Genomic DNA, 26,585 nt, shown 5'->3' with positions numbered 1-26,585 from the left:
TGCGCCGGCCGGTGCCTCAGCTGTAGAGCTGCTCGAATCGCTTGATCGATCCCTCGATGTCACCCTTGACGGCGCGGGCGGCGGCCGCCCCGATCGGTCCGAACAGCGGCCGCCCGCCCAGGTCCATCCGCAGGACCAACTTCGATCCCTTTGCGGTGGGGCTGATCGCCAATGTCAGTGCGTACTTGGTGCCGCCCACACCGTCGCCGGTCAGTTCCAGCAGCGCGGGTGGGTCGAACTTGCGGACCGTCCAGGTGACCCGGTTGCGCATGCCCTTGGCTCCCGCCACCCCGACCAACGTGGTTCCGGCGGTGAGCTCGGCCGGGATCTCGCAGCGCCACCCCTGGTGCAGGGACAGCCAGTCGCCCAACTCGGCCAAATTCGACGCGTGGGCCCAGGCTTCGTCCGGAGGCAGCGACAGTTCGCGAGAGAGCTCAAGTTTTGCCATTGGCCGATCGTAGGGCCGACGGTGTTTGCTGACACAATTTGATACATTCGGACACGTGTCGATCGGCGGTGCCGCGCAGGCGGATTGGGACATTCCGCGGCCGGTGGCGACTTGTCGGCATCTTCTGGAGGCCGCCCGCCTGCATGGCATCGATGCGGCGGATTGCCTAGCAGATACCGGTGTCACACCCGCCGACATCGATGACAGTGCGACCGAGGTTCAAGCACGCCAGGAGCTGGCGATCCTGCGAAACATCCTTGGCCGCGTAAGCGATCCACATGAGTTCGCGCGCGACGTCGGTCTGCAGTACAACTTCGCCAACACCGGCGTGCTCGGCTATGCGCTGTTGGCGAGCCCGACATTGGGCGATGCGGTCAACCTGGCCTGTCGGTACGCGACGTTGTCGTCGACGTTTCTACGGCTGAGTCGCCACGACACCCCCGATGGCGCCGTTCTCGTGTTCGACGACAGCGCCGTGCCCGCTGACGTTCGCGGTTTCATGATGGAACGGGATCTGTTCGCGCTGACCAGCATGGTGCCGTTGTTAATCGGTCAGCTGAGCTCTGACACGCCGATCAAGGTCGAACTGCCCGGTATCGACTTTCCCGCTGGACGTCTCGAGTTCCCCGGGGTGACAGTTGAACTCGACGTGTCCGCGACACGCAGCGCGATCACCCTGCCGTGCGACCTGTTGGCGCTTCCGATGCCGGCGGCCGACACTGCTGCGGCCGAGGCGTGTGCAAAGGAGTGCGAAGAGCTCTTGCAAACGCGTCGTCGGCGTCGCGGAATTGCCGCACAGGTGCGTTCGCGTCTGGTCCGGGATCCTGGAGTGTTGCCGTCGATGGCGGTGATCGCCGACGAACTCTGCATCACCGAACGCACTCTGCATCGCCGCCTGATGGCCGAACACACCAGCTACCGCGCCTTGGTGGACGAGGTGCGGGTGACCCTGGCCGTAGCCATGCTCGAATCGGGCCTGACCGTGGAGGAAACGGCCCGTCAACTGGGATATTCGGAGACGGCCGCCTTCAGTCGTGCCTTCATCCGGTGGGCCGGAACGCCGCCCAGCAAACACCGGGGCCGCAGGGCCTGACGTCGACTGTCCGAAAACATCAAATCCTTGTCCGACTCGCTCATTCCGCTCGTCCGGTCGGCGGACCTAGCGTCGTTGACATGACGAACGTGATGACATACCCCGCCGTGCGACGACTGAATTTCGGATTCGGTGAACAGCCCGACGGCAACCGGTATTTCGCCGACGGCAGCATCGTGTTCAGCCATCTGGTGGCCATCTTGTCGGCGATCTTCCCGCCGGGCGAAGACATCTTTGTGCGCTCGGTACGCCGCTACTCCGACCAGCTCGCCGACCCCGAACTGAGGAAGCGCGTGGCCGGCTTCATCGGCCAGGAGAAGACGCACGGCCTGCAGCATCGTGAGCTCAATGAGCAACTCGCCGCCATGGGATATCCGACCGCATGGTTCGAGTACCTGCTGCAGAGCACCGAACGCATGGAGAAGTTCCTCGACAAGCAGTACCCCAGTCCGGACCGGCTGCCGCGTCTTCGCCATTTCTTCCTCGGATTCACGGTGGCCGCAGAGCATTTCACCGCGGTATGGGCGGAGAACATCCTCAAACGCCCGGCGGTCCAGGCAATGATGTACGACGCCGAGATTCGCAATCTGCTGAACTGGCATGCGCTGGAAGAGCTGGAGCACAAGTCGGTCGCGTTCGACGTGTACCGCGCGATGGGCGTTCCGGAGTCGACGCGCATCCGTTGGATGCGATTCGCACAGAACTGCGGAATTCCCATCCTGGTGTTCTTCTCCTGGCTCTCGATCGCCACCACCGATGTCGAGGGGCGCCGCCAACCGTTTCGGATCCTCAAGGAGACCGTGCAGATGCTGCGCAACCCGATGTGGCAAGGCTTTTACGCTGATATGCGGCCGTTCAAGAGGCGGGATTTTCACCCCGATCAGATCGATACCACCGAACTCGTCGCGCGCTGGCAGCAGAAACTCTTCGGGACCGAAGGTCAGCTGGCGGGTCACGTGAAGTAGCGGTCAGACCACCCAGATCGCTTGGGCGGCAGGACTTCCCAGATCAATGGTGACCTGTTCGCCGTCGGATCCTTCGACGCCCACCGAGATGATTCCGGCGAAGTCGCGGCGAGTCAGCACCCGCAAGTGAGCGTCGAGGCTGATGCCCACCTGGGCGAAGTAGCGCAGCATCTCCGGATCGTTGTCGGAGATGCGGGCCACCGTGCCGGTCTCGCCGTCGGCGCACGCCCACAGTTGGCGGGCGGGGGGAGTGGGCACCTGACCATTCGGCGCCGGGATCGGATCGCCGTGCGGGTCGCGCTGCGGGAACCCCAGCTTGGCGTCGATGCGCGCGATCAGCCGGTCGGACACCGCGTGCTCGAGGACTTCGGCTTCGTCGTGTACCTCGTCCCAGCCATAGCCGAGCTCACAGACCAGAAAGGTCTCGATCAGCCGGTGCCGGCGCACCATCGCCAGCGCGGCCCGGCGCCCCTCGTCGGTCAGCGTCACCGCGCCGTACTTCTCGTGATCCACCAAGCCGGCGTCGGCGAGTTTGCGGATCGACTCCGAGGCGGTGCTGGCGGACACGCCGATCTTCTCCGCCAGCATCTTGGTGCTGACCTTGTCGGGTGACCATTCCTGGGCGGTCCAGATGACTTTCAGATAGTCCTGGGCGACGGTGGTCAGCCCATCCGACTGCTCCCAAGGGCTCACGCCCGACAGTTTAGGCTGTCCTGGTGCAGCGGTGGCGGGGGCAGGATGAGATCCCCACAGACTGGGGCAGGTGCGTGCTCACCATCGGCGTGTTCGACGGTGTGCATCGCGGACATGCGGAACTGATCACCCATGCGGTGAAGGCCGGCCAGGCGCGCGGCGTACCGACGGTGCTGATGACCTTTGATCCGCATCCGATGGAGGTCGTCTATCCCGGCAACCATCCGGCGCAGCTCACCACGCTGGCGCGCCGTGCCGAGCTGGTCGAGCAGTTCGGCATCGATGTGTTTCTGGTGATCCCGTTCACGCCCGAGTTCATGAAGCTCACCCCGGACCGCTACATCCACCAGCTGCTGGTCGAGCACCTGCACGTGGTGGAAGTGGTGGTGGGGGAGAACTTCACTTTCGGCCGTAAGGCGGCCGGCAACGTCGAGACTCTGCGTCGCGCGGGCGAGCAGTTCGGCTTCGGGGTCGAATCGGTGTCGCTGGTGGCCGAGCGCGCCGACGCCGCGCAATCGGTCACCTTCTCCTCGACCTACATCCGGTCCTGTGTGGACGCCGGCGATGTGTTGGCGGCAGCCGAGGCGCTGGGCCGGCCGCACCGAGTCGAAGGACTGGTGGTGCGCGGCGATGGGCGTGGGCGCGGTCTGGGTTTCCCGACCGCCAACGTGGCGCCTTCGGCCTTCGCGGCGATTCCGGCCGACGGGGTCTACGCGGCATGGTTCACCGTGTTGGGGCACGGCCAGGTGCCCGGCACCGTCGTCGCGGGTCAACGCTGCCGGGCCGCGGTGTCGGTGGGCACCAACCCGACGTTCTCCGGGCGGGCCCGCACCGTGGAGGCGTTTGTGATCGACGAAACCGCCGACCTCTACGGGCAGCGGGTCGCCGTCGACTTCGTCAGCCGGATCCGAGGCCAGGAGAAGTTCGACTCGGTGGCGGACCTGGTGGCGGTGATGAACACCGACGTCGAGAAGACCCGCGGCCTGCTCTCCGGCGACTGAGCGCCCGCACGATTGGGAGAGCTGCCCCGGGCGCTGCTAGACTCCCTCCTCGGCGTGCTGCAGTCCGCGGTGGCCGCCGACTTGATATTCGCGGGACCGATTGATGGAGATTTGTCGTGGCGCTCACCGTCGAGCAGAAAAAAGAGATCCTGGCCAACTACGGCCTGCACGAGACGGACACCGGCTCGCCCGAAGCTCAGGTCGCCCTGCTGACCAAGCGGATCGTCGACCTCACCGAGCACCTCAAGAAGCACAAGCACGACCACCACTCCCGTCGCGGACTGCTGCTGCTGGTCGGCCGGCGGCGTCGTCTGCTCAAGTACCTGACCGCGACCGACGTGGCACGCTACCGCTCGCTCATCGAGCGTCTCGGCCTGCGTCGCTGACGACGAACCGGGCCGGCGTCAGCCGCCTCCGTGTAGAGTGAGGCCGTCCCGGGCCGCCCAGGCCCGGGCATCGGTGTGGCCCCCGCATCCGCGTGTGCCACTCCGGCACGTCACGACGGGACACGTTCCTGCGATCAGCCAGACCTGAGTCGGGCGGTCTTCGGTAGTGGCAGCCGGGTCTGAAAGCGCGTCTTAAAAGATCCGGCCGCTTCGATCGACGACCGTAGCCGCATCCAGGTCCAGCGCTGACGCACGTCCGACGTTGCGAAACAGCTGAACAAACCAGGAAAGGCCGTACGGGCTTTTATGTCTGCAATTGAAATTGAAGAAGGCGTATTCGAGACCACCGCTGTCATCGACAACGGCAGCTTCGGCAAGCGCACCATCCGCTTCGAGACGGGCCGGCTGGCCCAGCAGGCCGCCGGCAGCGTCGTCGCCTACCTCGACGACGAGACCATGCTGCTGTCGGCGACCACCGCCAGCAAGGCTCCCAAGGACCACTTCGACTTCTTCCCGCTCACCGTCGACGTCGAGGAGCGGATGTACGCCGCCGGGCGTATCCCCGGCTCGTTCTTCCGCCGCGAGGGTCGGCCGTCCACCGACGCGATCCTGACCTGCCGTCTCACCGACCGCCCGCTGCGCCCGTCGTTCGTCGACGGCCTGCGCAACGAGGTCCAGGTCGTGGTGACGGTGCTGAGCCTGAACCCGAACGACCTGTACGACGTGGTGGCGATCAACGCCGCGTCGGCCTCCACCCAGCTCGCCGGCCTGCCGTTCTCCGGTCCCGTCGGTGCCGCGCGGGTGGCACTGATCGACGGCACCTGGGTGGCGTTCCCCACCGTGGAGCAGCTCGAGCGCGCGGCGTTCGACATGGTGCTGGCCGGACGTGCAATTGAGTCCGCGGACGGGGGCACAGACGTCGCGATCATGATGGTCGAGGCCGAGGCCACCGAGAACGTCATCGAGCTCATCGAAGCCGGTGCGCAGGCGCCGACCGAGACCGTGGTGGCCGAGGGCCTGGAGGCGGCCAAGCCGTTCATCGCGGCGCTGTGCAAGGCCCAGCAGGAGCTGGCGGACGCGGCCGCGCGCCCGACCGCCGACTACCCGCTGTTCCCGCCTTACGGCGACGACGTCTACTACTCGGTGGCCTCCATCGCGACCGACGAGCTGGCGAAGGCGCTGACCATCGCCGGCAAGGCCGAGCGTGACGAGCGCACCGACGAGATCAAGGCCGAGGTTGTCCAGCGCCTGGCCGAGACCTACGAGGGTCGCGAGAAGGAGATCAGCGCGGCCTACCGCAGCCTGACCAAGAAGCTGGTGCGTCAGCGCATCCTGACCGACCACTTCCGCATCGACGGCCGTGGCATCACCGACATCCGGGCGCTGTCGGCCGAGGTCGCGGTGGTTCCCCGGGCGCACGGCAGCGCGCTGTTCGAGCGTGGCGAGACCCAGATCATGGGCGTGACCACGCTGGACATGATGAAGATGGCGCAGCAGATCGACTCGCTGGGGCCGGAGAAGTCCAAGCGTTACATGCACCACTACAACTTCCCGCCGTACTCGACCGGTGAGACCGGCCGCGTCGGTTCGCCCAAGCGTCGCGAGATCGGCCACGGCGCCTTGGCTGAGCGGGCCCTGGTTCCGGTGCTGCCCAGCGTCGAGGAGTTCCCCTACGCCATCCGGCAGGTGTCGGAAGCGCTGGGCTCCAACGGATCCACCTCGATGGGTTCGGTCTGCGCGTCCACGCTGGCACTGCTCAACGCCGGTGTGCCGCTGAAGGCTCCGGTCGCCGGTATCGCGATGGGCCTGGTCTCCGACGATGTCGAGGTGGACGGCAAGACCGAGCGCCGCTTCGTCGCGCTCACCGACATCCTCGGTGCCGAGGACGCGTTCGGCGACATGGACTTCAAGGTCGCCGGCACCAAGGACTTCGTCACCGCGCTGCAGCTCGACACCAAGCTCGACGGTATTCCGTCGCAGGTGCTCGCGGGTGCTCTCGCTCAGGCCAAGGACGCGCGTCTGACCATCCTCGAGGTGATGGCCGAGGCCATCGACGCCCCCGACGAGATGAGCCCGTACGCCCCGCGGGTCACCACCATCAAGGTTCCGGTGGACAAGATCGGCGAGGTGATCGGGCCCAAGGGCAAGATGATCAACTCGATCACCGAGGAGACCGGCGCTCAGATCTCGATCGAGGACGACGGCACCGTGTTCGTCGGCGCCACCGACGGTCCGTCGGCGCAGGCCGCGATCGACAAGATCAACGCGATCGCCAACCCGCAGCTGCCGAAGATCGGCGAGCGGTTCCTGGGCACCGTGGTCAAGACCACCGACTTCGGCGCCTTCGTGTCGCTGCTGCCGGGCCGGGACGGCTTGGTGCACATCTCCAAGCTCGGCAAGGGCAAGCGGGTCGCCAAGGTCGAAGACGTGGTGAAGGTCGGCGACAAGCTGCGCGTGGAGATCGCCGACATCGACAACCGCGGCAAGATCTCGCTGGTTCCCGTGGAGGACTCGGCCGAGTCGACCGACTCAGCACAGGGGCCCGCTGAGTCTGCCGATGCCGCGACTGCCGAAAGCTGACACCGGGGCGCCACCGCGCGCCACACTGCGACGCACCACCCTGCCGGGCGGACTGCGGGTAGTCACCGAGTACCTGCCTGCGGTTCGTTCGGCGTCGGTGGGCGTCTGGGTCGGCGTCGGATCGCGTGACGAGGGCGCCACGGTGGCCGGGGCCGCGCACTTCCTGGAGCACCTGCTGTTCAAGGCGACCCCGACCCGCACGGCGGCCGGCATAGCTCAGGCGATGGACGCGGTCGGTGGTGAGCTCAACGCCTTCACCGGCAAAGAGCACACCTGCTATTACGCCCACGTGCTCGACACCGATCTGGAGCTGGCCGTCGCGCTGGTGAGCGATGTGGTGCTCAACGGATCGTGCGCGGCTGCCGACGTCGACCTCGAACGCGACGTGGTTCTTGAGGAACTCGCGATGCGCGATGACGATCCCGAGGACGCGCTGGGTGATGTGTTCTTGTCGACGCTGTTCGGCGATCACCCGATCGGCCGACCGGTGATCGGCAACGTCGAGTCGGTGTCGGCGATGACCCGCGCACAGTTGCGGTCGTTCCACCAGCGCCGCTACACCCCGGAGCGCATGGTGGTCGCCGTTGCCGGCAACATCGACCATGACACGGTGGTGGCGCTGGTGCGAGAACACTTCGGGCATCGCCTGATTCGCGGTGAGAAGCCTGCCGAGCCGCGGCGCGGCAGGGCCCGGGTCCCGGGCAAGCCCGGGCTGACCGTGGTCAACCGCGACGCCGATCAGACCCACATGTCTTTGGGGGTACGTGCACCCGGACGCTATTGGCAGCACCGTCAGGCGCTGGCGGTGCTCAACATCGCTCTGGGCGGGGGCTTGAGTTCCCGGCTGTTCCAACAGGTTCGGGAAACCCGTGGCCTGGCCTACTCGATCTACTCGTCGGTGGACACCTTCGCCGACGCCGGCGCACTGTCGGTGTACACCGCATGCCAGCCGGACCGGTTCGCCGAGGTGGCGGCCGTGACTGCCGAGGTGCTCGAATCGGTGGCGCGCGATGGGATCACCGCCGACGAGTGTCGAATCGCCAAAGGGTCGTTGCGCGGGGGATTGGTGCTGGGCCTTGAGGATTCCGGGTCCCGGATGAACCGGCTGGGCCGGACCGAGTTGAACTACGGCCGGCATCGGCCCATAGCGCGCACCCTGCGGGAACTGTCCGCGGTCACCGTCGACGAGGTCAACGCCGTGGCCCGCCAACTGTTGCGCCAGCCCTATGGCGTCGCCGTTCTGGGTCCGTACCGCTCGAAAGGGGCGCTGCCAACCCGTCTGCGGGCGCTTGCCGGTTAATGGCAGGCTAGGGGAATGGCGTTCAGCTTCTCCGAACTCACAGTCCCCTTGATCGGCGCGCCGATGGCCGGCGGTCCCAGCACACCGGCGCTGGCGGCCGCGGTGTCGGAGGCGGGCGGGCTGGGATTCATCGCTGGGGGTTATCGCACCGCCGGGCAGCTGGCCGACGAGATCACCGCCGCGCGCGCGGCCACCAGCGGTCCCATCGGCGTCAATCTGTTTGTGCCCCAACCCAGCGGCGCTGACGTGGTGTTGCTCGACGAATACGCCGATCTTTTGGATCCGTTGGCCGAGCATTACGGCGTGGAGCTGGGCCGGCCCCGCTTCGGCGACGACGACTGCTGGCCGGAGAAGCTCGAGGTGATCGCCGATCTGCGGCCCACGGTGGTGTCGTTTACGTTCGGGACGCCGTCGCCCGACGAGATGGAGACGCTGCGGGCGTTGCGCATCCTGACGGTGGTCACGGTGACGTCGGCCTATGAAGCCGGAGTGGCCCTCGGGCACGGCGCCGAGGCGCTGGTGGTTCAGGGCCCCAAGGCGGGTGGACATCGGGGCACCTTTGCACCGGACGTGCACCCGGGCACGGATTCGTTGGAGCAGGTGTTGGCGGAGATCGCCCACGCCCATGGCCATGTCCCGTTGGTTGCGGCGGGTGGGCTCGGCACCGCGGCCGACGTGGCCGGGGTGCTGGGCGGTGGCGTGGTCGCGGCCCAGGTCGGTACCGCGCTGCTGCTGGCCCACGAGGCCGGAACCAATCCGACACACCGTGCGGCACTGACCAATCCGGAATTCACCAACACCACAGTGACGTGTGCGTTCTCCGGCCGCTACGCGCGCGGCCTGGAGAACGACTTCACCCGCGCCTTCGAGGACGTGGCTCCCGTGGGATACCCGGAGATCAACCACATGACCACCCCGATCCGGGCGGCGGCCGTGGCCGTGGACGACCCGCATGGGACGAGCCTGTGGGCCGGGACCGCCTACCGGACCGTCCGGTCGGCGCCGGCCGCCGACATCATCGCCGACTTGGCGTCGGGCTGATCCGATAGGGATCGTCGGCGGCCGGAGGCGACTCACCACATAGACGACCGTCGCCCCTTGGCGGCCTTTCGCTTGGCCTCTTCGTTCTGGTCGTCTTTGGCCCGCGCTGCGGCGCTGCCACGCGGACCCATCCCCATCAGCGGCGGAGCGCACAGCAGCGGCGAGCCACCCATCATCGGCGTGCCTGCGGTGGCCAGCGCGGGCGCCGCGAATTCGGCTGCGGCCAAGCGCATTTCCGGGGCTGCGGTGGCCCACGCCTTGGGTACCGACAAACCGCTGACCGAGGCCGCGTTGCCAACCGCGGCCGATGCTGCCGATGTTGCCGACGCCAGACCGGCACTTCCCAGGGTTGGCGTCAGCCCCAACGGCAGACCCGCGGCGATGGCAGCGGGCGCTGCCGCCTCCAGGCCGAACGGTGACGGGAGCGCCGCGCCGGCAATGAGGTATTCGGGTATGAACGCGGCAATGATGGCGGTGCTCATCATGGTTGACACCGGAGCCGCACCCAACGTCGCCAGGTCACCGAAGATGGGCGGAAGGTTGAGCGACCCCGCTTCGGCTGCGCCTGCCAGCGCACCCGGCAACGTCTCCATCGCCAGATTGGTAGCAGCCTGGCCGGCGGAGGCCGCAGTCACCTCGGCGGACGCCGCCTGCTGCGCCGCTATGCCGCCGGGGTTGGCCGTCTGCGGCGGCGTCGTGAAGGGCACCATCTGTGCTGCGGCCTGCGCGGCAGCACTGTAGGAGTACATCGCCGCTGCGTCCTGCGCCCACATCTCGAAGTATTGAGCCTCGGTGGCCGCGATGGCCGGGGCGTTCTGCCCGAAGAAGTTCGTTGCGACCAGCGTGGCCAACTGTGCCCGGTTGGCAGCGATCAAGGGCGGTGGAACGGTCATGGCGAATGCGCTCGAGTGGGCGGTGGCTGCGGCCTTGGCCTGAGTGCTGGTCAGCTCCGCCTGCTCGGCCGTGGCGGTGAGCCAGGTGGCATACGGTGCGGCCGCCGCCGCCATCTTCGTTGATGACACGCCCAACCACGGACCACTGGTCAGCTCTTGGACGACCGCGCGGTAACTCGCCGCCGCGGAATGAAGGTCGACAGCCAGCTCATCCCAGGCCGCAGAGGCGGCCAACAGTGACCCTGCACCAGGGCCGGCGTACATGCGTCCGGAGTTGACTTCCGGTGGTAATGCTGCGAAATCCATTGCTGTGCCTCCTCTCTTATCCGGCCGCGATCACGTTGGCGGCCTCGGCGGTCGCGTAGGTGTTCGCACTGGCGTTGAGAGTGGCGACGAACATCTCGTGAATGGAGGTAGCTTGGGTGCTGACCTGGTGGTACAGCTGCGCCTGAATGGCGAATCGGGCAGCCAGCATGGCCGACACGTCGTCGGCGGACGGGGGGACCACTGCGGTGGTCACGATGTTCGCGGCTTCGTTTTGCGAAGCGAGCGCAAAGCCAGTGCTCGACAGGGCGTCGGCAGCGGTTGTCAGGGTCTCGGGATGTGCGTTGACGAACGACAAAGGCCTCTCCTTGAAATTTACGGCGGCAACAAAAAGGGCCGGCTTCTTTCGGAGTCGGACCCTGTTGCTCGACATCTTTGCTGGGAACATCCTCCAGATTTCCTGACAGCCCGGCTGGTATCCAAGCTGGTTAACAGCCTCTTAACGTTCGCCGCGCAACGTTTACACAACGGCGCGGAAATGGCCGTTTTGACGGCTCTGCGCACCGCGGCACCGCGGCGGCGAACCCGAGGGGGGAGTGGCGACGGTCACAATCCAATTTAGGCGGTACCGGTGGTATCGTTGTACCCTGTCGGGCAATCTGTCCATTGTGAAGACAATCATTGGGTGTTTGTAAACCCTAGTGGGAGGTTCGCCATGCTCAAGGTCGATGACAGCGCCGCCGGACCGCATGACGGGTCACTTGATCACGAGCGCATCGTCCTGCAAGCCCGCGACGTCGGGTTCGACTGGTCGGACTTGCCGGTGCACTACGTGCCAGGCGAGCCCTTCGTCACCCACTTCTGCAATGTGCTGCACCTGTTGCTGCCGGCCGGCGAAGAGTTCTTCGTCGAGGTGTTCAAGCAGGCGCTACCGCTGATCAAAGACGACCAGTTGCGGCTCGACGTCCAGGGCTTCATCGGTCAGGAGGCCACCCACTCCCAGGCGCACACCGCCGTTGTCGACCACCTAGCCGCTCGCGGCGTCGACATGTCGCCGTTCACCAGCCAGATCAAATGGCTCTTCGACAAGCTACTCGGTGACCGGCCGACCTGGAGTGAGCGTCGCCAGCAGCGCTGGCTACTGGAGCGGGTGGCGCTGGTGTCCGCCGTCGAGCACTACACAGCGATTCTCGGGGAGTGGGTCCTGGAGAGCCCCGCACTGGACGAGGTCGGCACCCACCCGGCGATGCTGGACATGTTGCGCTGGCATGGTGCCGAAGAGGTCGAGCACAAGGCTGTCGCATTCGACGTCATGAAGCACCTGCGGGCCGGTTTCTTCCGGCAGGTCCGTACGCAGCTGGCCGTCACACCCCTGATGCTGCTGTTGTGGGTACGCGGCCTGCGGTTCATGTACAAGGTGGACCCGCAACTGCCGGCCGGAACCAAGCCGCGCTGGCGGGACTGGTTCGTCGCGGCGCGCCGCGGGCTGGTGCCCTCGCCGTTCGAATTCCTGCCCGCTATCGCCTCCTACTACCGTCCGGGCTTCCATCCGGCGCAACTCGGTGGGGTGGAGAAGGCGGTCAACTACCTGGCCGTGTCGCCCGCTGCCCGCGCCACGCACTGACCCGAACTGCGGGCAAACAACGAGGAGTGCAGTCCATGACCCCCACGACCACTGTGACGTCGGCCGACGGTGTGACCCTCGCGGTGCACGCGTACACGGACCTGGACCCGCAACGGGCGACCATCCTGGCGATCCACGGTTACCCGGACAACCACCACGTCTGGGACGGGGTGGCTCGCGAGCTCATCGAGCAGAACCCGGGCCGCTACAACGTCGTCGCCTACGACGTACGTGGTGCGGGGACGTCCTCGGCGCCGGCGGACAGATCGGGCTACCGATTCCCGCACCTGATCGCCGACGTCGCCGCGGTGCTCGAGCACTTGGGCCGGCTGGGGTTGGACCGGGTTCACCTCCTGGGGCACGACTGGGGTTCGATCCAGGGCTGGGCCGCCATCACCGACCCCGCCGTGGCGGCCAAAGTCGGTTCCTACACCTCGATTTCGGGCCCTCACCTGGATTACGCCGGCCGGTTCCTGCGCTCGGCGCGCAACCTGCGGACACTCGGCGACGTCGTCAGGCAGCTGCTGGAGTCGAGCTACATCTGGCTGTTCCTGACCCCGCGGGTTCCCGAGGCGGCCTTCCGGTCCGGGCTGGGCGTCCGAGTGCTTGGCTGGCTTGACCGCATCGGTCGCTCCGGCAACCCGCAGCAGGCCATGCCCCGGGGCGAGAACGACTATGTCAACGGGCTCAACCTTTACCGCGCGAACATGCCGGGGCCGTTTCTCAAGCCGTCGCGGCCGCTGCCGGCCACCGATGTCGCCGTGCAGGTGCTGGCGCCTCGCCTGGATGTCTTCGTCAGCCCGGCCCTGCAGCGCTACACCGGATCCATCCCGGCCAACCACCGGGTGCTCGACATCGACGGCGGCCACTGGGTGGTGACCGATCGCCCAGAGGTGATCGCCCGCCTCACCGACGAGTGGGTGCAGCACAGCGCGGCCGGCGGTGCCGGCGCTTCCGGCAATGGCCTTCGGCACGCCTGACATGACAGCGCAGATCTGGAAATCGCGACCCGCCGACCTTTACGGCCGGCGAAAGCATGACCGGCTGTTCAACGCGCTCTGGGGTGCGATCACCGTATTCGGTGGAATGGCAGCGCTTTCGCGGTGGAAGCCGTCCCGGGTGACACCGGTGTCACGGACGATCGCGGCCGTCGTAACCAAGCGCGAGATGCTGACCAGCGACGTGGTGGCCCTCACCCTCGCGGACCCCGACGGCGGACTGTTGCCGTCCTGGACGCCGGGCGGTCACATCGACGTGCAGTTGCCCTCGGGTCGCCGCCGCCAGTACTCGCTGTGCGGGATGCCGGGACGTCGCACCGAGTACCGCATCGCGGTACGCCGGCTCGACGATGGGGGTGGCGGCTCGGTCGAGATGCACCAGGCCTACGCCGAGGGCGACACGCTGCTGTTCGAAGGTCCGCGCAACGCGTTCTATCTGGGCACCGGTGAGAGCGAGGTGCTGTTCGTGATCGGCGGGATCGGCGTGACCCCGATGCTGCCGATGCTGCGTGAGGCCGCCCAGCGCGGAATCGATTGGCGCGCTGTGTATGCCGGCCGCAGCCGGGCTGACATGCCGTTGCTCGACGAGGTGCTGGCCACCGATCCCGAGCGGGTCACGGTGTGGGCCGACGACGAGCACGGGCGCTTCGCGGGCACCGAGGAGCTGTTGGCCGGTGCCGGACCGCAGACCGCGGTGTACGTATGCGGCCCCAGTGCGATGCTCGAAGCGGTCCGTGTCACCCGCGACCACCTCGCTGACGCTCCGCTGCACTATGAGCGGTTCAGCCCGCCGCCGGTGGTCGACGGGGCGCCGTTTGAGCTGGAGCTGGCCCGATCGCGTCGGGTATTGGCGATTCCCGCGGACCGCTCGGCGCTGGACGTGATGCTCGACGCCGATCCGACCACCGCATACTCGTGCCGGCAGGGATTCTGCGGCACCTGCAAGGTCAAGGTGGTCTCCGGGGACGTCGACCGGCGTGGACGCACCGCGGAGGGCAGCGACGAGATGCTGGTCTGCGTCTCGCGGGCCGACGGGGGACGGATCGTGGTCGACGCCTGACTCGAGCCGTATCGGTGCAGATAGGATGCTCGGATGTCTGGTGATGCTGAGATTCATCGTGGGAGTTTGCGGGCCAGAATCATCTACGCGGTCTTTGCGGCGGTAATGCCGCGGTTGGTGCGGTGGGTCAGCCGCCGCGGCGGCCCCGAGGCCATGCCCGGGTTGTTGGCGCAGTTGGGCCGCCGGACCAACACCGTCGCCCGCCTGCAGCGGCTGCGACCGTATTTCCGGATCCGCTTCGCCCGCGAGTTCGCCGCAACGGTTCCGGTCGAGATTGTGCGCCGAGCAGATTGCGTCGCCCCGCTGGGCGACGGCGCCATCTTGTACTTTCACGGCGGCGGGTTCTTCACCGGCGGTCTCGACACCCACCTGCACGTCGTGGCGACCTTGGCCCGGCGCACCCGGCTGCCGGTCGTGCACGTCGACTATCGGCAATTCCCCGACGTAAGCGTGGACGGCTCGGTGGAGGACTGTGTCGGCGCCTACCGCTGGCTGCTCGAGCAGGGGGCCGACCCGGCCAAGACGGTGATCGCCGGAGACTCCGCAGGGGGTTTTCTCACGTTCGCCACCGCGCTACGCGCCCAGCAGGAGGGGTTGCCGGCGCCCGCCGGAGTCATCGGGATTTCGGCGCTGCTGGAGCTCGACGGAACGGCCCGCAGCACTCACTCGAACATGGGCACCGACGCATTCGGCATCGCGGACGCGCTGCCGGACCTCGTCGAGCATGTGTGCCCGTCGGTGCCGATGCGTCACGACCTTTCGCCGATCAACGGCCGGCTGGAGACCATGCCGCCGGCGCTGCTGATCGCGGCCGACTCTGAGATCCTGCGCTGCGACAACGAACGGCTGCACGCGGCGCTGCTGGATCACGGCCGGTCCAGCCGGCTTGAGCTGTGGGACCACCAGGTGCACGCGTTCCCGGCACTGTTCCCATTCCTACCGGACAGCCGGGCGGCGTTTGACCTGATGACCCGCTTCGTGGCCGACCGACTGGCCGATGCCGACCGGCCCGACGAGACTCGCCGGGAAGTGTCGTAAGTAGGGTGGCAGCCATGCGGGTAGCAGTGCTGGGCGCCAAGGGCAAAGTCGGCGCGACGATGGTTGCGGCGGTGCAGGCCGCCGAAGATCTGACCCTGTCCGCCGAGGTCGACGCCGGTGACGAACTGAGCCTGTTGACCGACGGCGGCACCGAGGTGGTGATCGACTTCACCCACCCCGACGTCGTGATGGACAACCTGAAATTCTTGATCGACAACGGGATCCACGCGGTGGTGGGCACCACCGGGTTCACCGAGGAGCGCCTGGCCCAGGTGCGTTCGTGGATCGAGGCCAAGCCCGGTTCGGCGGTGCTGATCGCACCCAACTTCGCCATCGGCGCGGTGCTGTCGATGCATTTCGCGACCCAGGCCGCAAAGTACTTCGAATCGGTGGAGGTCATCGAGCTGCACCACCCGCACAAGGCCGATGCGCCGTCGGGTACCGCCACTCGCACCGCCGCGCTGATCGCCGAAGCGCGAAAGGGACTGCCGCCCAACCCGGACGCCACCAGCACCGGCCTGCCCGGAGCCCGCGGCGCGGACGTGGATGGTGTGCCGGTGCATTCGATCCGGCTGGCCGGCCTGGTCGCCCACCAAGAGGTGCTGTTCGGGACCATGGGGGAGACGCTGACCATCCGCCACGACAGCATCGACCGGACCTCATTCGTTCCCGGGGTCCTGCTGGCGGTGCGCCGGGTCGCCGAATACCCCGGGCTCACGATCGGCATCGAACCCCTCCTCGACCTGAAGTAGTCGTGATGAAGGTGTCGCCGGCCAACCGGGTGAAGGTGCTCATCGTCTTCATGTGCCTGGCGCTGCTGATGTATCTGGCGTTTCTGGGCCGGATCGCGGTGCTGCTGATCGCCTCCGGTTCGGTGGCGGCGATCGGGATGGGGCTGGCGCTGCTGATCATGCCGTTCCTCGGACTGTGGGCGATGGTCGCCACCCTGCGGGACGGGTTCGCCCACCAGCGGCTGTCGCGGCTGATCGCCGAGGACGGCATGGAACTCGACGCCGGCGCCCTGCCGCGGCGGCCGTCCGGGCGCATCGAACGCGACGCCGCCGACGCCCTGTTCCACACGGTTCGCGCCGAACTCGATGCCGACCCCGAGAACTGGCGGCGCTGGTACCGGCTGGCTCGGGCCTACGAGTTCGCCGGCGACCGCCGCCGCGCGCGGGAGGCGATGAAGACCGCGGTCGCGCTGCAGGCGCAGCAGTGAGCAAGACCCTGCTGGTGGTGCACCACACGCCCTCGCCGTTCTGCCAGGCCATGTTCGAGGCGGTGCTGTCCGGGGCGACGGACCCGCAGATCGAGGGTGTCGACGTGGTGCGCCGCGCCGCGCTCGAGGTGTCGCCGAGCGACATGCTGGCCGCCGACGGCTACCTGCTGGGCAGCCCGGCCAACCTGGGCTATATCAGCGGCGCGCTCAAGCACGCCTTCGACGTCTGCTACTACCCGATCCTGGATTCGACCCGCGGCAGGCCGTTCGGCCTCTACCTGCACGGCAACGAAGGAACCGAGGGCGCCGAACGGGCCGTCGACTCCATCACGACGGGCCTGGGATGGGTCAAAGCGGCCGACTACGTGGTGGTGTCGGGCAAGCCCGGCAAGCCCGAGCTGGAAGCGTGCTGGGAGCTTGGCGCGACGGTGGCCGCGCAGCTGATGGACTGAGCCCCGTTACGGGTCGATGTGGTTTTCCGGCATGTAGAACGAGTGCAGCGGGTAATCCCGGCCGGGCCCCATCGAGTGGCAATCCTGCTGCGACGGCGGTGATTTCGGCGGCTCGTAGTAGTAGATGACGCAGCGCTGCCAGCTGCCGTCGGGCTGAATCGGACCGTCGCACTTTTGGGCGGTGGAGAAGAACAGCAGCGGGTTGTCCTGACAGCCCGCCTGGGCCGCTGGCGCCGCGGCGATCAGCCACCCGGCCGCCAGCCCGGTGGCCACCAAAGCGGTGGTCAGGCCCCCGGTGAGGTAGCGCTTCACGGTCGACCCCTTCTCATTGCGTCGTGTTGTCGAGTGACTATGCCGGACGCGGCCGATGTTTGTCGCAGATTATGCCCGCGGTTCTCCCGCAGTTCCTATCGTGAGGCGATAGGCTGCGATGCCGTGACCCATGCAAACGACACTGCGACCACGACGGAGTCCACCACGGACCTGCTTGCGCGCACGCTGGAGTCTGCGCGCGTCGCCTACGAGAACATCGCGGAGCTGGCACAACAACAGGACGGCATCTACGCCGTGGCCCAGACCGCGAGGGGCACCGCGCTAATCCACGACCTGCGCAAGCAACTCGACCAGCTCAACAAGATCCTGCCGTTCAAGAGCTAGGTGCCCACCCTCGTCAGGGTGGCGCCTTGTTGAGAGCGCGTTCGCTGTTGATGCGGTGGGCGCGGTCTTGTATTCGGGTGTTCTTGCGCGTGGGCATCATCAGGGTGCGGTCGCCGGTTGATGTCGGTGGTGACGGTGATGACGGTGGTGCGGTGGTGGCTAGGCACAGGGCGGGGAATAGCAGCATGCTGCCGGGTTGTGTGGTGTAGGTGTGGCCGGTGGGGCTGGTCCATTCGATGGTGCCGTTGGGGTGCTGGCGGTCGCTCCAGCCGCCGCGGCCGGTCCAGAAGGTCTTGAGTAGGTGGTGTTTTCGGCAGAGGCAGCGCAGGTTGGCTGGGTGGGTGGCTCCCTGCGGGTGGGCCACGGCGTGGTCGATGTCGCAGTAGGTGGCGGGCTGGTCGCAGCCGGGGAATCGGCAGGTGAGGTCGCGGGCCCGGACGAAGGCGGCCAACGCTGTCGAGGGCCGGTAGTGCGGTTCGGCCGGCAGGTCGGCCGGCTGCCGCAGCGGTTTGACGGTGGCGCCGTTGTTGACGAGCTGGGCCAGCAGCGGTGCGGGCACCGTACCGCCGCCGATGATCTGCCCGGAGGGCGCCGGGCGTGTCGAGGGTTTGCCAGCGGGGATGGTTGACGGCTCTTGGCCATTCCCGAATCGCGGATCGGCTTCGGTGTTCAGTGTGGTTTGGTCGGCGAGGACGTAGACGGTGACGTTGGCCGCGCGGGCGTCGTCTGCCCCGGCGGCCGGGCAGTCGCTGTTGCCGCAGGCGCAGGCCAGGGACTCCGCTCCGGCGGCCAGGGCGCCGAGGGCATCGGCGCGGCGTTGGGCCAGGGTGCGGGGATCGTCGTCGCAGACGGTGCGGGCCAGTTGGGTCAGGCGCCGTTGGAGTGCGGTGGCATCGGTGGCAAACAGCCGGCCCCACAGGCCGGTGGTGCCGTTTTCGCTGTTGCGGGTGTCGACGACAATTTCGCGGCCGCGGGCGTCGCGCTCCTGGCGCCGGACGGCGTCGGGGTCATGCCGCTCGATCAGGGCGTCGATGGCCGCCGCGGTCTTGGCCGCCGACAGGGGCCCCAGGCCGGTGGCGATCGCGGCGAGTTCGGTGTCGACGGCGTTCAGTAGGTACGGGTTGGTGATCAACGTGGTGCGCCAGACGATCGTGGCCACCAGCCGGCTGTTGATCGCTCCGTCGAGAAACAGTGCGGCCACCTTCGGTAGCCGTTCCCGCAGCGCCGTGGCCAGATACATCTGCGAGGACGCCATCCCGTGGCTGATCTGCTCGGCAGCGCCGACCTCGCAGGCCGCGGCGTCCCAGTAATCGCAGGACCAGCGCGACCGGTTCACCGCATCGGACCCGCGGGTACGCCGAGCCACCAACTCGCCGATCGCAGCCAGCCGGCGCGCAGCGGCCGCGGCCTCCATCCGGGCCCACTCCGAGATGGCCGCCACCAGGGCCTTGTCGTCGGCCCCCGCCAACGACCCCGGCCCCAACCCGTCCATATCGAACATAGGTGCGATTCTAGTGAGGGGGTCTGACACAATGCTGCGCCGTTCTAGGCTCGGCCGCATGGAGCAACAGGTGCACTTCGTCACCGTCGCGGCCACCGATCTGGACGCGACCCGGAACTTCTACGGGGCGCTGGGCTGGCAGTCCCTGCTAGACGTCGAGGGCGAGATCGTCTTCTATCAGGCGGCGCCGGGCCAGGTGCTGGGCTTCTTCGATGCCGACAAGTTCAACCAAGACCTGGCGCTGCTCGGCGATCATTCCCGGGTCTCCGGGGTCACCGTGGCGCACAACGTCGACAGCCCCGACGCCGTCATCGCGCTGGCCGACGCCATGGCCGCCGCGGGTGGCATCGTGATCAAGCCTCCGCAACCCGGCCAGTTCGGTGGCGTGTTCCACGCCCACGTCCAAGATCCCAACGGGCTGATCTGGGAGATCGCCCACAACCCGGGTTGGCGGATCGCGCCCGATGGCACGGTAAGTCTCGGTTGAGGTCGTAGGGTGGCCGAGAAGTAACGGGAAAGGAACGGCACGACGATGCCCTCACTGCTGAGTGCGGCGCTGGGCGCGGCACCGATCTTCGGTGGAGCCCTGCTGACGGCGGCGGCCGGGCAGCTCAAAGGTCCGGATGTTCGCGCGCTGATCAAACAGGACCTTGACCTGCTCGATCGGCTGCCCGCCGAGCAGACGCAGCGGCGAGCGGATTTGCAGCGCACCATCGACGAGCGCATCGACGACTTGGTCGCGGCCTCCGATCGCACCCGAGCGCTACGCGAGGCGGCGCTGTCCTACAAGGGCAACTGGCGCGACGTGGTTTTCTTCGTCTCCTCGGTGCTGTTCACCTACGTCTGGTGGCACATCAACCATGACCGCGGCAATTGGCTGCCGATGTTCGTCGTGCTGATCCTCGCGTGCATCGTGTCCGCGGCCTACGCGCTGCGCGGGACGGTCCGGGTGGTGACGCACAGCCTGCACCGTAGGCGATGACGGACTGCTCATGACGCACGTCGTCGAAATAGCGCGGCACCACAACCCTTTTCCAGCATCCGGGGTGATCCGCGACCGTGATGGTGTCCCGCACTACGACCAGCTTCCGGCGACCCTGCTCGAGGTGTTGGCCGAGCAGGCGGAGCAGCGGCCCGACGGTGAAGCCGTGGTGGAGCTCGGGGGCGACCGGCTGACCTACCGGCAGCTGTGGCGGCGGGCCGCGCGGGTGGCCGGCGGGCTGCGGGCCGACGGTCTGGCCCGCGGTGACAGGGTCGCGCTGCGCTACCCGGCGGGACTGGACTGGGTGCTGGGATTCTGGGGAACTCTGATGGCCGGTGGCATACCGGTTGCCGTCAATACCCGTTCGGCCGCACCGGAAGTCGACTTCGTGCTCACCGATGCCGGCGTGCGGGCGGACCTGGCGCCCGGTACCGCCCTGCCCGATGGCCAACCGTATGTGGTGGACGGGCTTGAAGCAGGCGACACCGCCGCGCTGTTCTACACCTCCGGCACCACCGGCAGCCCCAAGGGAGTGCCCACCACCCACGAGGCGTTTGTGACCAACGCCGAGAACATGATGCGCACCTTGGGTCGGACCCGGGACTTGGGCGAGGACTACCGAACGCTGATCTCGGTCCCGCTGTTTCATGTGACCGGCTGCAACTCCCAACTGCTGGTCGCCACCTACACCGGCGGCACAGCGATCATCATGCCGTCGCTGAATCTTCCCGATTTGATCGCAACGCTTCCCGCGCAACGTATCTCATCGATGGTGACGGTGCCGGCCATCTATTCGCTGCTGCTGCGGGACCCAGCCTTCGCCGCGGTCGACGTGAGCGGGGTGCGGTGGGTCGGCTACGGCGGTGCGCCGACGGCACCTGCGCTGGTGCGCTCACTGCGCGAGGCATTCGGTGCGGCAACGGTGTTCAACGGCTACGGCATGACCGAGACCGCCTCGCTCATGACGGTGCTGCCGGACTCCGACGCGGTGGCGCACGCGGACTCTGTCGGCTATGCCGTGCCGTCGGGAGACATCGGTGTGGTTCCACTCGGTGACGATCCGGGCACCGGCGAACTGGTGGTGCGAGGCGCGAATGTCATGCGGGGCTACTGGAACCGGCCCGAGGCGACCGCCGCCACCATCATCGACGGCTGGCTGCACACCGGCGATGTGGTGCGCGTCGACGACGCCGGCCGGGTCCACATCATCGACCGGCTCAAGGACATCATCAACCGCGGCGGCGAGAACGTCTCCAGCGTCGAGGTGGAAGCCGCCCTGCTGTCGGCCCCCGGCGTGGCCGACGCGTGTGTGCTCGCAGTGCCCGACGAGGTGATGGGGGAGAAGGTCGGCGCGGTGCTGCTCGGCGACCAGCAGGAGGTCGACGTGGCCGCGGTTCTGGAGTACTGCCGAGGCCAGTTGGCGGACTTCAAGGTGCCGCAGTACATCACCGTGGTGAGCGAGCCGCTGCCACGCACCGCCAGCGGCAAACTGCTCAAGGCACAGCTGCGCGATCGGGTGCGGTGGGGCTCGCCGCTGCGGTAACTCCGGAGTTGTCGGTGGGTCGCGTTACCTTGCCGGCATGGACACGGCACTGCTGATCCTCCTCACCTCACTGGCGCTGCTGGCGGTGATCCTCCAAGTGGTGGTGCTTGTGCGCCCCGCCGGCGGGGCGATCTCGCCCGCGCAGCTCGCCGCGTTGCGCGGCGACAGTGAACGGGTGGAGCGGACCCTGCGTGAAGAGCAGCATGCCGGGCGGGCCGAACTCGCCCAGGCGTTTCACCAGTGGCAGCTGACCCTGCACCGCTTCGGATCGACCCTGCAGGGAACCCAGGACAAACTGGGTGCCACGCTGGATCGGCAGCTGCGGAGCCTACAAACCGAGAACACCGCGCAACTGGAGAAGATGCGCGCCACGGTGGACGAGAAGCTGCAGGCCACCTTGGAAACCCGCCTGGCGCAATCGTTCACCCAGATCTCCGAGCGCCTGGAGGCGGTGCAGAGGGGTTTGGGGGAGATGCAGACGCTGGCTACCGGGGTGGGTGATCTCAAGCGGGTGCTGACCAACGTCAAAACCCGCGGCATCTTCGGCGAGACGCAGTTGGCCGCCTTGCTGGCCGAGACGCTGACGCCCGAGCAGTACGCCACCAACGTCATCACGGTGCCGGGTTCCAACGCCCGGGTGGAATTCGCGATCCGATTACCCGGCGCCACCGGTGCCCGCGAGGTGTTACTGCCGATCGACGCCAAGTTCCCGCGTGAGGACTTCGAGCGACTGCTCGACGCGCAGGAACACGCCGACAGCGTGGGGGAGGCGGCCGCGCGCCAGGCGCTGATCCGGCGGATCGAATCCGAGGCCTGCGATATCCACGACAAGTACCTCGAGCCGCCGCACACCACCGACTTCGCGATCCTGTTCCTGGCCACCGAGAGCCTTTACGCCGAGGTGCTGCGCCAGCCGGGGCTGTTCGAGCAGATTCAGGCCAAGTACAACGTCACCCTGGCCGGCCCGACCACGCTGGCTGCGCTGCTCAACAGCCTGCGCATGGGTTTTCGCACCCTGGCGATCGAACAGCGCAGCAGCGAGGTCTGGCAGGTACTGGGCGCGGTCAAGACCGAGTTCGGAAAGTTCGCCGCGGTACTGGAGAAGACCCGCAAGCAACTCGACACCGCCCGCAACACCATCGACACCGCCGGCGTCCGCACCCGCGCCATCGAACGCAAGCTGCGCGGGGTGGAATCGCTGCCCGAATCGGAGGCCGACGCCATGCTCGGCGAGCTCGGCGCCGGTGCCGAAGAAGTCAGTGAAGTTGACATCGAATTCAGTTAGGCTGCCCGGATGGATGCCGTCCCGGCCGCCCCGGCCCGCCAGTTGCCGGCGACGGTGCGCGGGGCGCGCACCCGGGCGGGCCTGGTCGCCGCGGCCCGCAAGGTCTTCGAACGCGACGGCTACCTCGACGCCAAGCTAACCGACATCACCAAGGCCGCCGGGTGTGCGACCGGGTCGTTCTACACCTACTTCGCGAACAAAGAGGAGATCTTCGCCGCGGTTCTCGAACAGGCCCAGCAGGACATGATGCACCCGGGCATGGGGCGGGTGAGCGACTCCGACGACCCGTATGCGGTGCTGGAGGCGAGCAATCGCGCCTATTTGGAGGCGTATCGGCGCAACGCCCAGTTGATGGGGCTGCTCGAACAGGTGGCCCAGATCGATCCGAAATTCCGTGCTTTCCGCACACGACGAGCCGACGCGTTCGTGCAACGCAATGCCGCCGGCATCGCCGATCTGCAGGCGCGGGGCATCGCCGGCGCCGACGTCGATCCGCTGCTGGCGTCGCGGGCGCTGTCGGGGATGGTCAGCAGGCTCGCCTACGGCACCTTCGTCGGCGAGGAGGCGGCGCACGGCTCGGGTGCCGACTTCGAGACTCTGGTCGCCACGGTCACCCGGTTGTGGGCCAACGCCTTGCAATTCCGCACCGTCAGCAATCGAATATGAGATCGGATTCAACTAATGTCACTGCGCACTGAAGAACGGGGACGTTGCTTATGAAGGTTGCCGAGCGGGTCGCGATCGTCACCGGTGGCGGTGGCGGCATCGGTGGAGCACTGGCCGCGGCGCTGGTCGAGGCGGGAGCCAAAGTGGTGGTGGCCGACCTCGACGCGGACGCCGCGGCGGCGGTAGCCGATCAGATCAACACCGCGCATCCCGGCGCCGCGGTCGGTCGCGGCGGCGATGTTTCGGACACCGAGACCATCCGGGAACTGATCGCGTTGGCTCAGGAGCGCTACGGCCCGGTCGACTTCTACTTCGCCAACGCCGGGATCACCGGCGCCCCCGGCTTGCCCAGCGAAGCCGACTGGGACCAGGCCATCGACGTCAATCTGCGCTCGCACATCCGCGCCGCGCAGCTGCTGATCCCCGACTGGGTGCGCCGCGGCGAAGGATATTTCGTCTCCACCGCATCCGCCGCCGGACTGCTCACTCAACTCGGCGCCGCCACCTACTCGGTGACCAAGCACGCGGCCGTCGGATTCGCCGAATGGCTCAACATCACCTACGGCGATCAGGGTGTACGGGTCAGCTGCCTGTGCCCGATGGGCGTCAACACCAAGTTGCTCTATGCCGGTGAACAATCCGGCGATCCGCTGGGCGATCTGGCCACCCGCGCGGTCACCACCGCCGGTGAGGTGCTGGAACCCGCCGACGTCGCCGCGGAGGTGCTGGCCGCCATCGACGACGAACGTTTCCTGATCCTGCCGCACCCGGCGGTGCTGGAGATGTACCGGCACAAGGCAGGCGATTACGACCGCTGGTTGCGCGGCATGCGCCGCTATCAGCGCGGCCTGCTCGACTCTGAAGTTTCCTAGGTGAGGAGCCTGTATGTCCCTGTTTGAAATATCCGATCGCGCAAAGAAATACCAGACCGATCTGCTGGCGTTCATGGACGAGTGCGTCTACCCGGCCGAGGCGGTCTACGAGACGCAGATGGTCGAATCCGGCAACCCGCACTTTCAGCCCCCGATCATCGAGGAGCTCAAGGCAGAGGCGCGTAAACGCGGCCTGTGGAACCTGTTTCATCCCCATCCGGAATGGGGGCCCGGCCTGACCAACCTCGAATACGCGCCGCTGGCCGAGATCATGGGCCGCAGCCCGCATCTGGCCCCGGAAGCGACCAACTGCAACGCCCCCGACACCGGCAACATGGAGGTGTTCACGCTGTTCGGCAGCGACGAACACAAGGAGAAATACCTCAAGCCGCTGCTGGAGGGCACCATCCGGTCGGCCTTCGCGATGACCGAGCCGCAGGTGGCCAGCTCGGACGCCACCAACGTCCAGCTCTCGATGGTGCGCGACGGCGACGGCTATGTACTCAACGGCCGCAAGTGGTTCGCCTCCAACGCCTTGCATCAGAACTGCACGGTGATGATCGTGATGGGCAAGACCGACCCCAACACCGCTACCCACCGCCAGCAGTCGATGATGGTGGTCCCCATCGACGCCCCGGGTGTCACCGTGATGCGCGGGCTGCCGGTCTTCGGCTACCAGGACCGCGAGGGCCACGCCGAGATCGACTTCAAAGACGTCCGCGTGCCCGCCAAGGACGTGCTCAAGGGCGAGGGTGAGGGGTTCGCGATCGCCCAGGCCCGGCTCGGCCCCGGCCGGATCCATCACTGCATGCGGGCCATCGGCATGGCCGAGCGGGCCCTGGAGCTGCTGTGCAAGCGGGCCCAGTCCCGGGTCGCCTTCGGCCGGCCGGTCTCGGACAACGCCAACATCCGCGACTGGATCGCTGAGGCGCGCATCGACATCGAGATGATCCGGTTGCTGACGCTCAAGACCGCGTACCTGATGGACACCGTCGGCAACAAGGCGGCGCAGGTCGAGATCGCAGCGATCAAGGTCGCAGCGCCCAACATCGCGCTCACGATCGTCGACCGGGCCATCCAGGTGCACGGCGCCGGCGGAGTCACCGAAGACTTCCCGCTGGCCGGCTTCTGGGCCCACCTGCGCACCCTGCGGCTCGCCGACGGACCCGACGAGGTGCACAAGCGTGCCATCGCCCGCCAGGAACTGCGTAAGTACCGCGAGGACGCCCGATGACGACACAGGATTTCACCGGGCGCACCGCGATCATCACCGGCGGGTCGCGGGGGATCGGGCTGGCGATCGGGCAACGGCTGGCTGAGGCGGGCGCCAATGTGGTCCTGACCTCACGCGATCAGGAGAGTGCCGACGCGGCGGCGGCCCAGGTCAATGGCAATGCGCTGGGCGTCGCCGCGCACGTCGCCGACGACGACGCCGCACAGCGCTGCATCGACGCCACCCTGGAACGGTTCGGCAGCATCGACATCCTCGTCAACAACGCCGGCACCAATCCGGCGTTCGGGCCCCTGATCGACCAGGACCACGCCCGGTTCGCCAAGATCTTCGATATCAACCTGTGGGGGCCGCTGCTGTGGACGTCCCGCGCGGTAAAGGCCGGGCTGGGGGAACGAGATGGGCACAGCGGGGTAGTGGTGAACACGGCGTCCATCGGCGGGATGAGTTTCGCGCCGATGATGGGCCTGTACAACGCCACCAAGGCGGCGCTGATCCATGTCACCAAACAGCTTGCGCTGGAACTGTCCCCGGGGATCCGGGTCAACGCCATCTGCCCGGGCGTGGTGCGCACCAAGCTGGCCGAGGTGCTGTGGAAGGAACACGAGCAGGGATTGTCGACCGGCATACCGCTGGGCCGGATCGGCGAGCCGGTCGACGTGGCCGACGCGGTGTTGTTCCTGGCGTCCGATGCGGCGAGCTGGATCACCGGGCAGACCCTGGTCATGGACGGCGGCCAGATCCTCGGCGACGCAACGGGATTCCGGGGAGGTCTCGGTGGCTGAGGAGCCAC

Annotated in this window: 29 protein-coding genes; 23 read left to right on the top strand and 6 right to left on the bottom strand. The window is 67.4% G+C overall.

Features of this window, described 5'->3' with window-relative positions:
• Positions 1-16 precede the first annotated feature (16 nt).
• Complete coding sequence (locus ACKY0X_RS13830) at positions 17-448, bottom strand: SRPBCC family protein (RefSeq protein ID WP_409426495.1); 432 nt, start codon at positions 446-448, stop codon at positions 17-19.
• 55 nt (positions 449-503) lie between these two features.
• On the opposite strand from ACKY0X_RS13830, the gene ACKY0X_RS13825 reads away from it, so the two are divergent.
• Both ACKY0X_RS13825 and ACKY0X_RS13820 read left to right on the top strand, forming a co-directional pair.
• Positions 504-1,541 carry an AraC family transcriptional regulator ligand-binding domain-containing protein gene (locus tag ACKY0X_RS13825; protein ID WP_409426494.1) on the top strand — a complete coding sequence of 346 codons (1,038 nt, stop codon included), beginning with the start codon at positions 504-506 and terminating at the stop codon, positions 1,539-1,541.
• Between the two features lie 80 nt (positions 1,542-1,621).
• Complete coding sequence (locus tag ACKY0X_RS13820; RefSeq protein WP_409426493.1) at positions 1,622-2,506, top strand: metal-dependent hydrolase; 885 nt, start codon at positions 1,622-1,624, stop codon at positions 2,504-2,506.
• Positions 2,507-2,509: 3 nt separating this feature from the next.
• On the opposite strand, the gene mntR is transcribed toward ACKY0X_RS13820, so the two are convergent.
• The gene (gene mntR, locus ACKY0X_RS13815; RefSeq protein WP_409426492.1) at positions 2,510-3,199 is read right to left on the bottom strand and encodes a manganese-binding transcriptional regulator MntR; all 690 of its coding nucleotides are present in this window, start codon (positions 3,197-3,199) and stop codon (positions 2,510-2,512) included.
• A gap of 23 nt (positions 3,200-3,222) precedes the next feature.
• Here mntR and ACKY0X_RS13810 point away from each other — a divergent pair, with 23 nt between their 5' ends.
• The 5 genes from ACKY0X_RS13810 to ACKY0X_RS13790 all read left to right on the top strand — a co-directional run bounded on the left by ACKY0X_RS13810 (position 3,223) and on the right by ACKY0X_RS13790 (position 9,507).
• The gene (locus ACKY0X_RS13810) at positions 3,223-4,200 is read left to right on the top strand and encodes a bifunctional riboflavin kinase/FAD synthetase (protein WP_409426491.1); all 978 of its coding nucleotides are present in this window, start codon (positions 3,223-3,225) and stop codon (positions 4,198-4,200) included.
• Between the two features lie 116 nt (positions 4,201-4,316).
• The gene (gene rpsO, locus ACKY0X_RS13805) at positions 4,317-4,586 is read left to right on the top strand and encodes a 30S ribosomal protein S15 (RefSeq protein WP_046189295.1); all 270 of its coding nucleotides are present in this window, start codon (positions 4,317-4,319) and stop codon (positions 4,584-4,586) included.
• 306 nt (positions 4,587-4,892) lie between these two features.
• Positions 4,893-7,166: a polyribonucleotide nucleotidyltransferase gene (locus ACKY0X_RS13800; RefSeq protein ID WP_409426490.1), complete on the top strand. Its 2,274-nt coding sequence runs from the start codon at positions 4,893-4,895 to the stop codon at positions 7,164-7,166.
• Positions 7,144-8,466, top strand: a complete 1,323-nt coding sequence (locus ACKY0X_RS13795; protein WP_409426489.1) for a M16 family metallopeptidase — start codon at positions 7,144-7,146, stop codon at positions 8,464-8,466. Before ACKY0X_RS13800 ends, ACKY0X_RS13795 begins: the two co-directional genes overlap by 23 nt.
• Positions 8,467-8,481: 15 nt before the next feature.
• Positions 8,482-9,507 (top strand): nitronate monooxygenase, encoded by a 1,026-nt coding sequence (locus ACKY0X_RS13790; protein WP_409426488.1) that lies wholly within the window; start codon positions 8,482-8,484, stop codon positions 9,505-9,507.
• Positions 9,508-9,539: 32 nt separating this feature from the next.
• Here the strand turns inward: ACKY0X_RS13790 and ACKY0X_RS13785 are convergent, their stop codons facing one another.
• Both ACKY0X_RS13785 and ACKY0X_RS13780 read right to left on the bottom strand, forming a co-directional pair.
• Positions 9,540-10,706, bottom strand: a complete 1,167-nt coding sequence (locus ACKY0X_RS13785) for a PPE family protein (protein WP_409426487.1) — start codon at positions 10,704-10,706, stop codon at positions 9,540-9,542.
• Positions 10,707-10,722: 16 nt separating this feature from the next.
• Positions 10,723-11,022 carry a PE family protein gene (locus ACKY0X_RS13780; protein ID WP_065038922.1) on the bottom strand — a complete coding sequence of 100 codons (300 nt, stop codon included), beginning with the start codon at positions 11,020-11,022 and terminating at the stop codon, positions 10,723-10,725.
• A 357-nt stretch (positions 11,023-11,379) separates the two neighbouring features.
• On the opposite strand from ACKY0X_RS13780, the gene ACKY0X_RS13775 reads away from it, so the two are divergent.
• Genes ACKY0X_RS13775 through ACKY0X_RS13745 form a run of 7 tightly spaced genes read left to right on the top strand, consistent with a single transcriptional unit; the run spans position 11,380 to position 17,055 of the window.
• Positions 11,380-12,288, top strand: a complete 909-nt coding sequence (locus ACKY0X_RS13775; RefSeq protein WP_409426486.1) for a metal-dependent hydrolase — start codon at positions 11,380-11,382, stop codon at positions 12,286-12,288.
• 26 nt (positions 12,289-12,314) lie between these two features.
• The gene (locus tag ACKY0X_RS13770; protein ID WP_409426485.1) at positions 12,315-13,268 is read left to right on the top strand and encodes an alpha/beta fold hydrolase; all 954 of its coding nucleotides are present in this window, start codon (positions 12,315-12,317) and stop codon (positions 13,266-13,268) included.
• A gap of 1 nt (position 13,269) precedes the next feature.
• Positions 13,270-14,346: a PDR/VanB family oxidoreductase gene (locus ACKY0X_RS13765; RefSeq protein ID WP_409426484.1), complete on the top strand. Its 1,077-nt coding sequence runs from the start codon at positions 13,270-13,272 to the stop codon at positions 14,344-14,346.
• Between the two features lie 33 nt (positions 14,347-14,379).
• A complete protein-coding gene (locus ACKY0X_RS13760) occupies positions 14,380-15,384 on the top strand; it encodes an alpha/beta hydrolase (RefSeq protein ID WP_409426483.1) in 1,005 nt (334 codons plus the stop codon).
• A gap of 14 nt (positions 15,385-15,398) precedes the next feature.
• Entirely contained in the window at positions 15,399-16,136 is a 738-nt protein-coding gene (dapB, locus tag ACKY0X_RS13755; RefSeq protein ID WP_409426482.1) for a 4-hydroxy-tetrahydrodipicolinate reductase, read from the top strand.
• Positions 16,137-16,141: 5 nt separating this feature from the next.
• On the top strand, positions 16,142-16,603 hold the full coding sequence (locus ACKY0X_RS13750) for a hypothetical protein (RefSeq protein WP_409426481.1): 462 nt from the start codon (positions 16,142-16,144) through the stop codon (positions 16,601-16,603).
• Positions 16,604-16,653: 50 nt separating this feature from the next.
• Positions 16,654-17,055: a flavodoxin family protein gene (locus tag ACKY0X_RS13745; protein WP_308487074.1), complete on the top strand. Its 402-nt coding sequence runs from the start codon at positions 16,654-16,656 to the stop codon at positions 17,053-17,055.
• 6 nt (positions 17,056-17,061) lie between these two features.
• Here the strand turns inward: ACKY0X_RS13745 and ACKY0X_RS13740 are convergent, their stop codons facing one another.
• Positions 17,062-17,367: a hypothetical protein gene (locus ACKY0X_RS13740; protein WP_409426480.1), complete on the bottom strand. Its 306-nt coding sequence runs from the start codon at positions 17,365-17,367 to the stop codon at positions 17,062-17,064.
• Positions 17,368-17,490: 123 nt separating this feature from the next.
• Here ACKY0X_RS13740 and ACKY0X_RS13735 point away from each other — a divergent pair, with 123 nt between their 5' ends.
• Positions 17,491-17,712: a hypothetical protein gene (locus tag ACKY0X_RS13735; RefSeq protein WP_409426479.1), complete on the top strand. Its 222-nt coding sequence runs from the start codon at positions 17,491-17,493 to the stop codon at positions 17,710-17,712.
• A gap of 13 nt (positions 17,713-17,725) precedes the next feature.
• On the opposite strand, the gene ACKY0X_RS13730 is transcribed toward ACKY0X_RS13735, so the two are convergent.
• Complete coding sequence (locus tag ACKY0X_RS13730; RefSeq protein WP_409426478.1) at positions 17,726-19,213, bottom strand: DUF222 domain-containing protein; 1,488 nt, start codon at positions 19,211-19,213, stop codon at positions 17,726-17,728.
• A 58-nt stretch (positions 19,214-19,271) separates the two neighbouring features.
• On the opposite strand from ACKY0X_RS13730, the gene ACKY0X_RS13725 reads away from it, so the two are divergent.
• The 8 genes from ACKY0X_RS13725 to ACKY0X_RS13690 are packed head-to-tail and all read left to right on the top strand — an operon-like array spanning position 19,272 to position 26,577.
• Entirely contained in the window at positions 19,272-19,700 is a 429-nt protein-coding gene (locus ACKY0X_RS13725; protein WP_409426477.1) for a VOC family protein, read from the top strand.
• Between the two features lie 45 nt (positions 19,701-19,745).
• Positions 19,746-20,195, top strand: coding sequence for a hypothetical protein (locus ACKY0X_RS13720; RefSeq protein ID WP_409426476.1), 450 nt, complete (start codon positions 19,746-19,748; stop codon positions 20,193-20,195).
• 10 nt (positions 20,196-20,205) lie between these two features.
• Entirely contained in the window at positions 20,206-21,738 is a 1,533-nt protein-coding gene (locus ACKY0X_RS13715; RefSeq protein ID WP_409426475.1) for a class I adenylate-forming enzyme family protein, read from the top strand.
• A gap of 37 nt (positions 21,739-21,775) precedes the next feature.
• A complete protein-coding gene (locus ACKY0X_RS13710) occupies positions 21,776-23,023 on the top strand; it encodes a DNA recombination protein RmuC (RefSeq protein WP_409426474.1) in 1,248 nt (415 codons plus the stop codon).
• Positions 23,024-23,032: 9 nt separating this feature from the next.
• Positions 23,033-23,689: a TetR/AcrR family transcriptional regulator gene (locus ACKY0X_RS13705; RefSeq protein ID WP_409426473.1), complete on the top strand. Its 657-nt coding sequence runs from the start codon at positions 23,033-23,035 to the stop codon at positions 23,687-23,689.
• A 50-nt stretch (positions 23,690-23,739) separates the two neighbouring features.
• Positions 23,740-24,561 (top strand): SDR family oxidoreductase, encoded by an 822-nt coding sequence (locus ACKY0X_RS13700; RefSeq protein WP_409426472.1) that lies wholly within the window; start codon positions 23,740-23,742, stop codon positions 24,559-24,561.
• A gap of 13 nt (positions 24,562-24,574) precedes the next feature.
• Complete coding sequence (locus ACKY0X_RS13695) at positions 24,575-25,795, top strand: acyl-CoA dehydrogenase family protein (protein ID WP_409426471.1); 1,221 nt, start codon at positions 24,575-24,577, stop codon at positions 25,793-25,795.
• A complete protein-coding gene (locus ACKY0X_RS13690) occupies positions 25,792-26,577 on the top strand; it encodes an SDR family oxidoreductase (protein WP_409426470.1) in 786 nt (261 codons plus the stop codon). Before ACKY0X_RS13695 ends, ACKY0X_RS13690 begins: the two co-directional genes overlap by 4 nt.
• The last annotated feature ends 8 nt before the right edge of the window (positions 26,578-26,585 follow it).

This window comes from Mycobacterium sp. SMC-11 (assembly GCF_046250095.1).
GTDB classification, from domain to species: Bacteria; Actinomycetota; Actinomycetes; order Mycobacteriales; family Mycobacteriaceae; genus Mycobacterium; species Mycobacterium heraklionense_A.
This window is presented reverse-complemented; position numbering and strand designations above follow the sequence as displayed.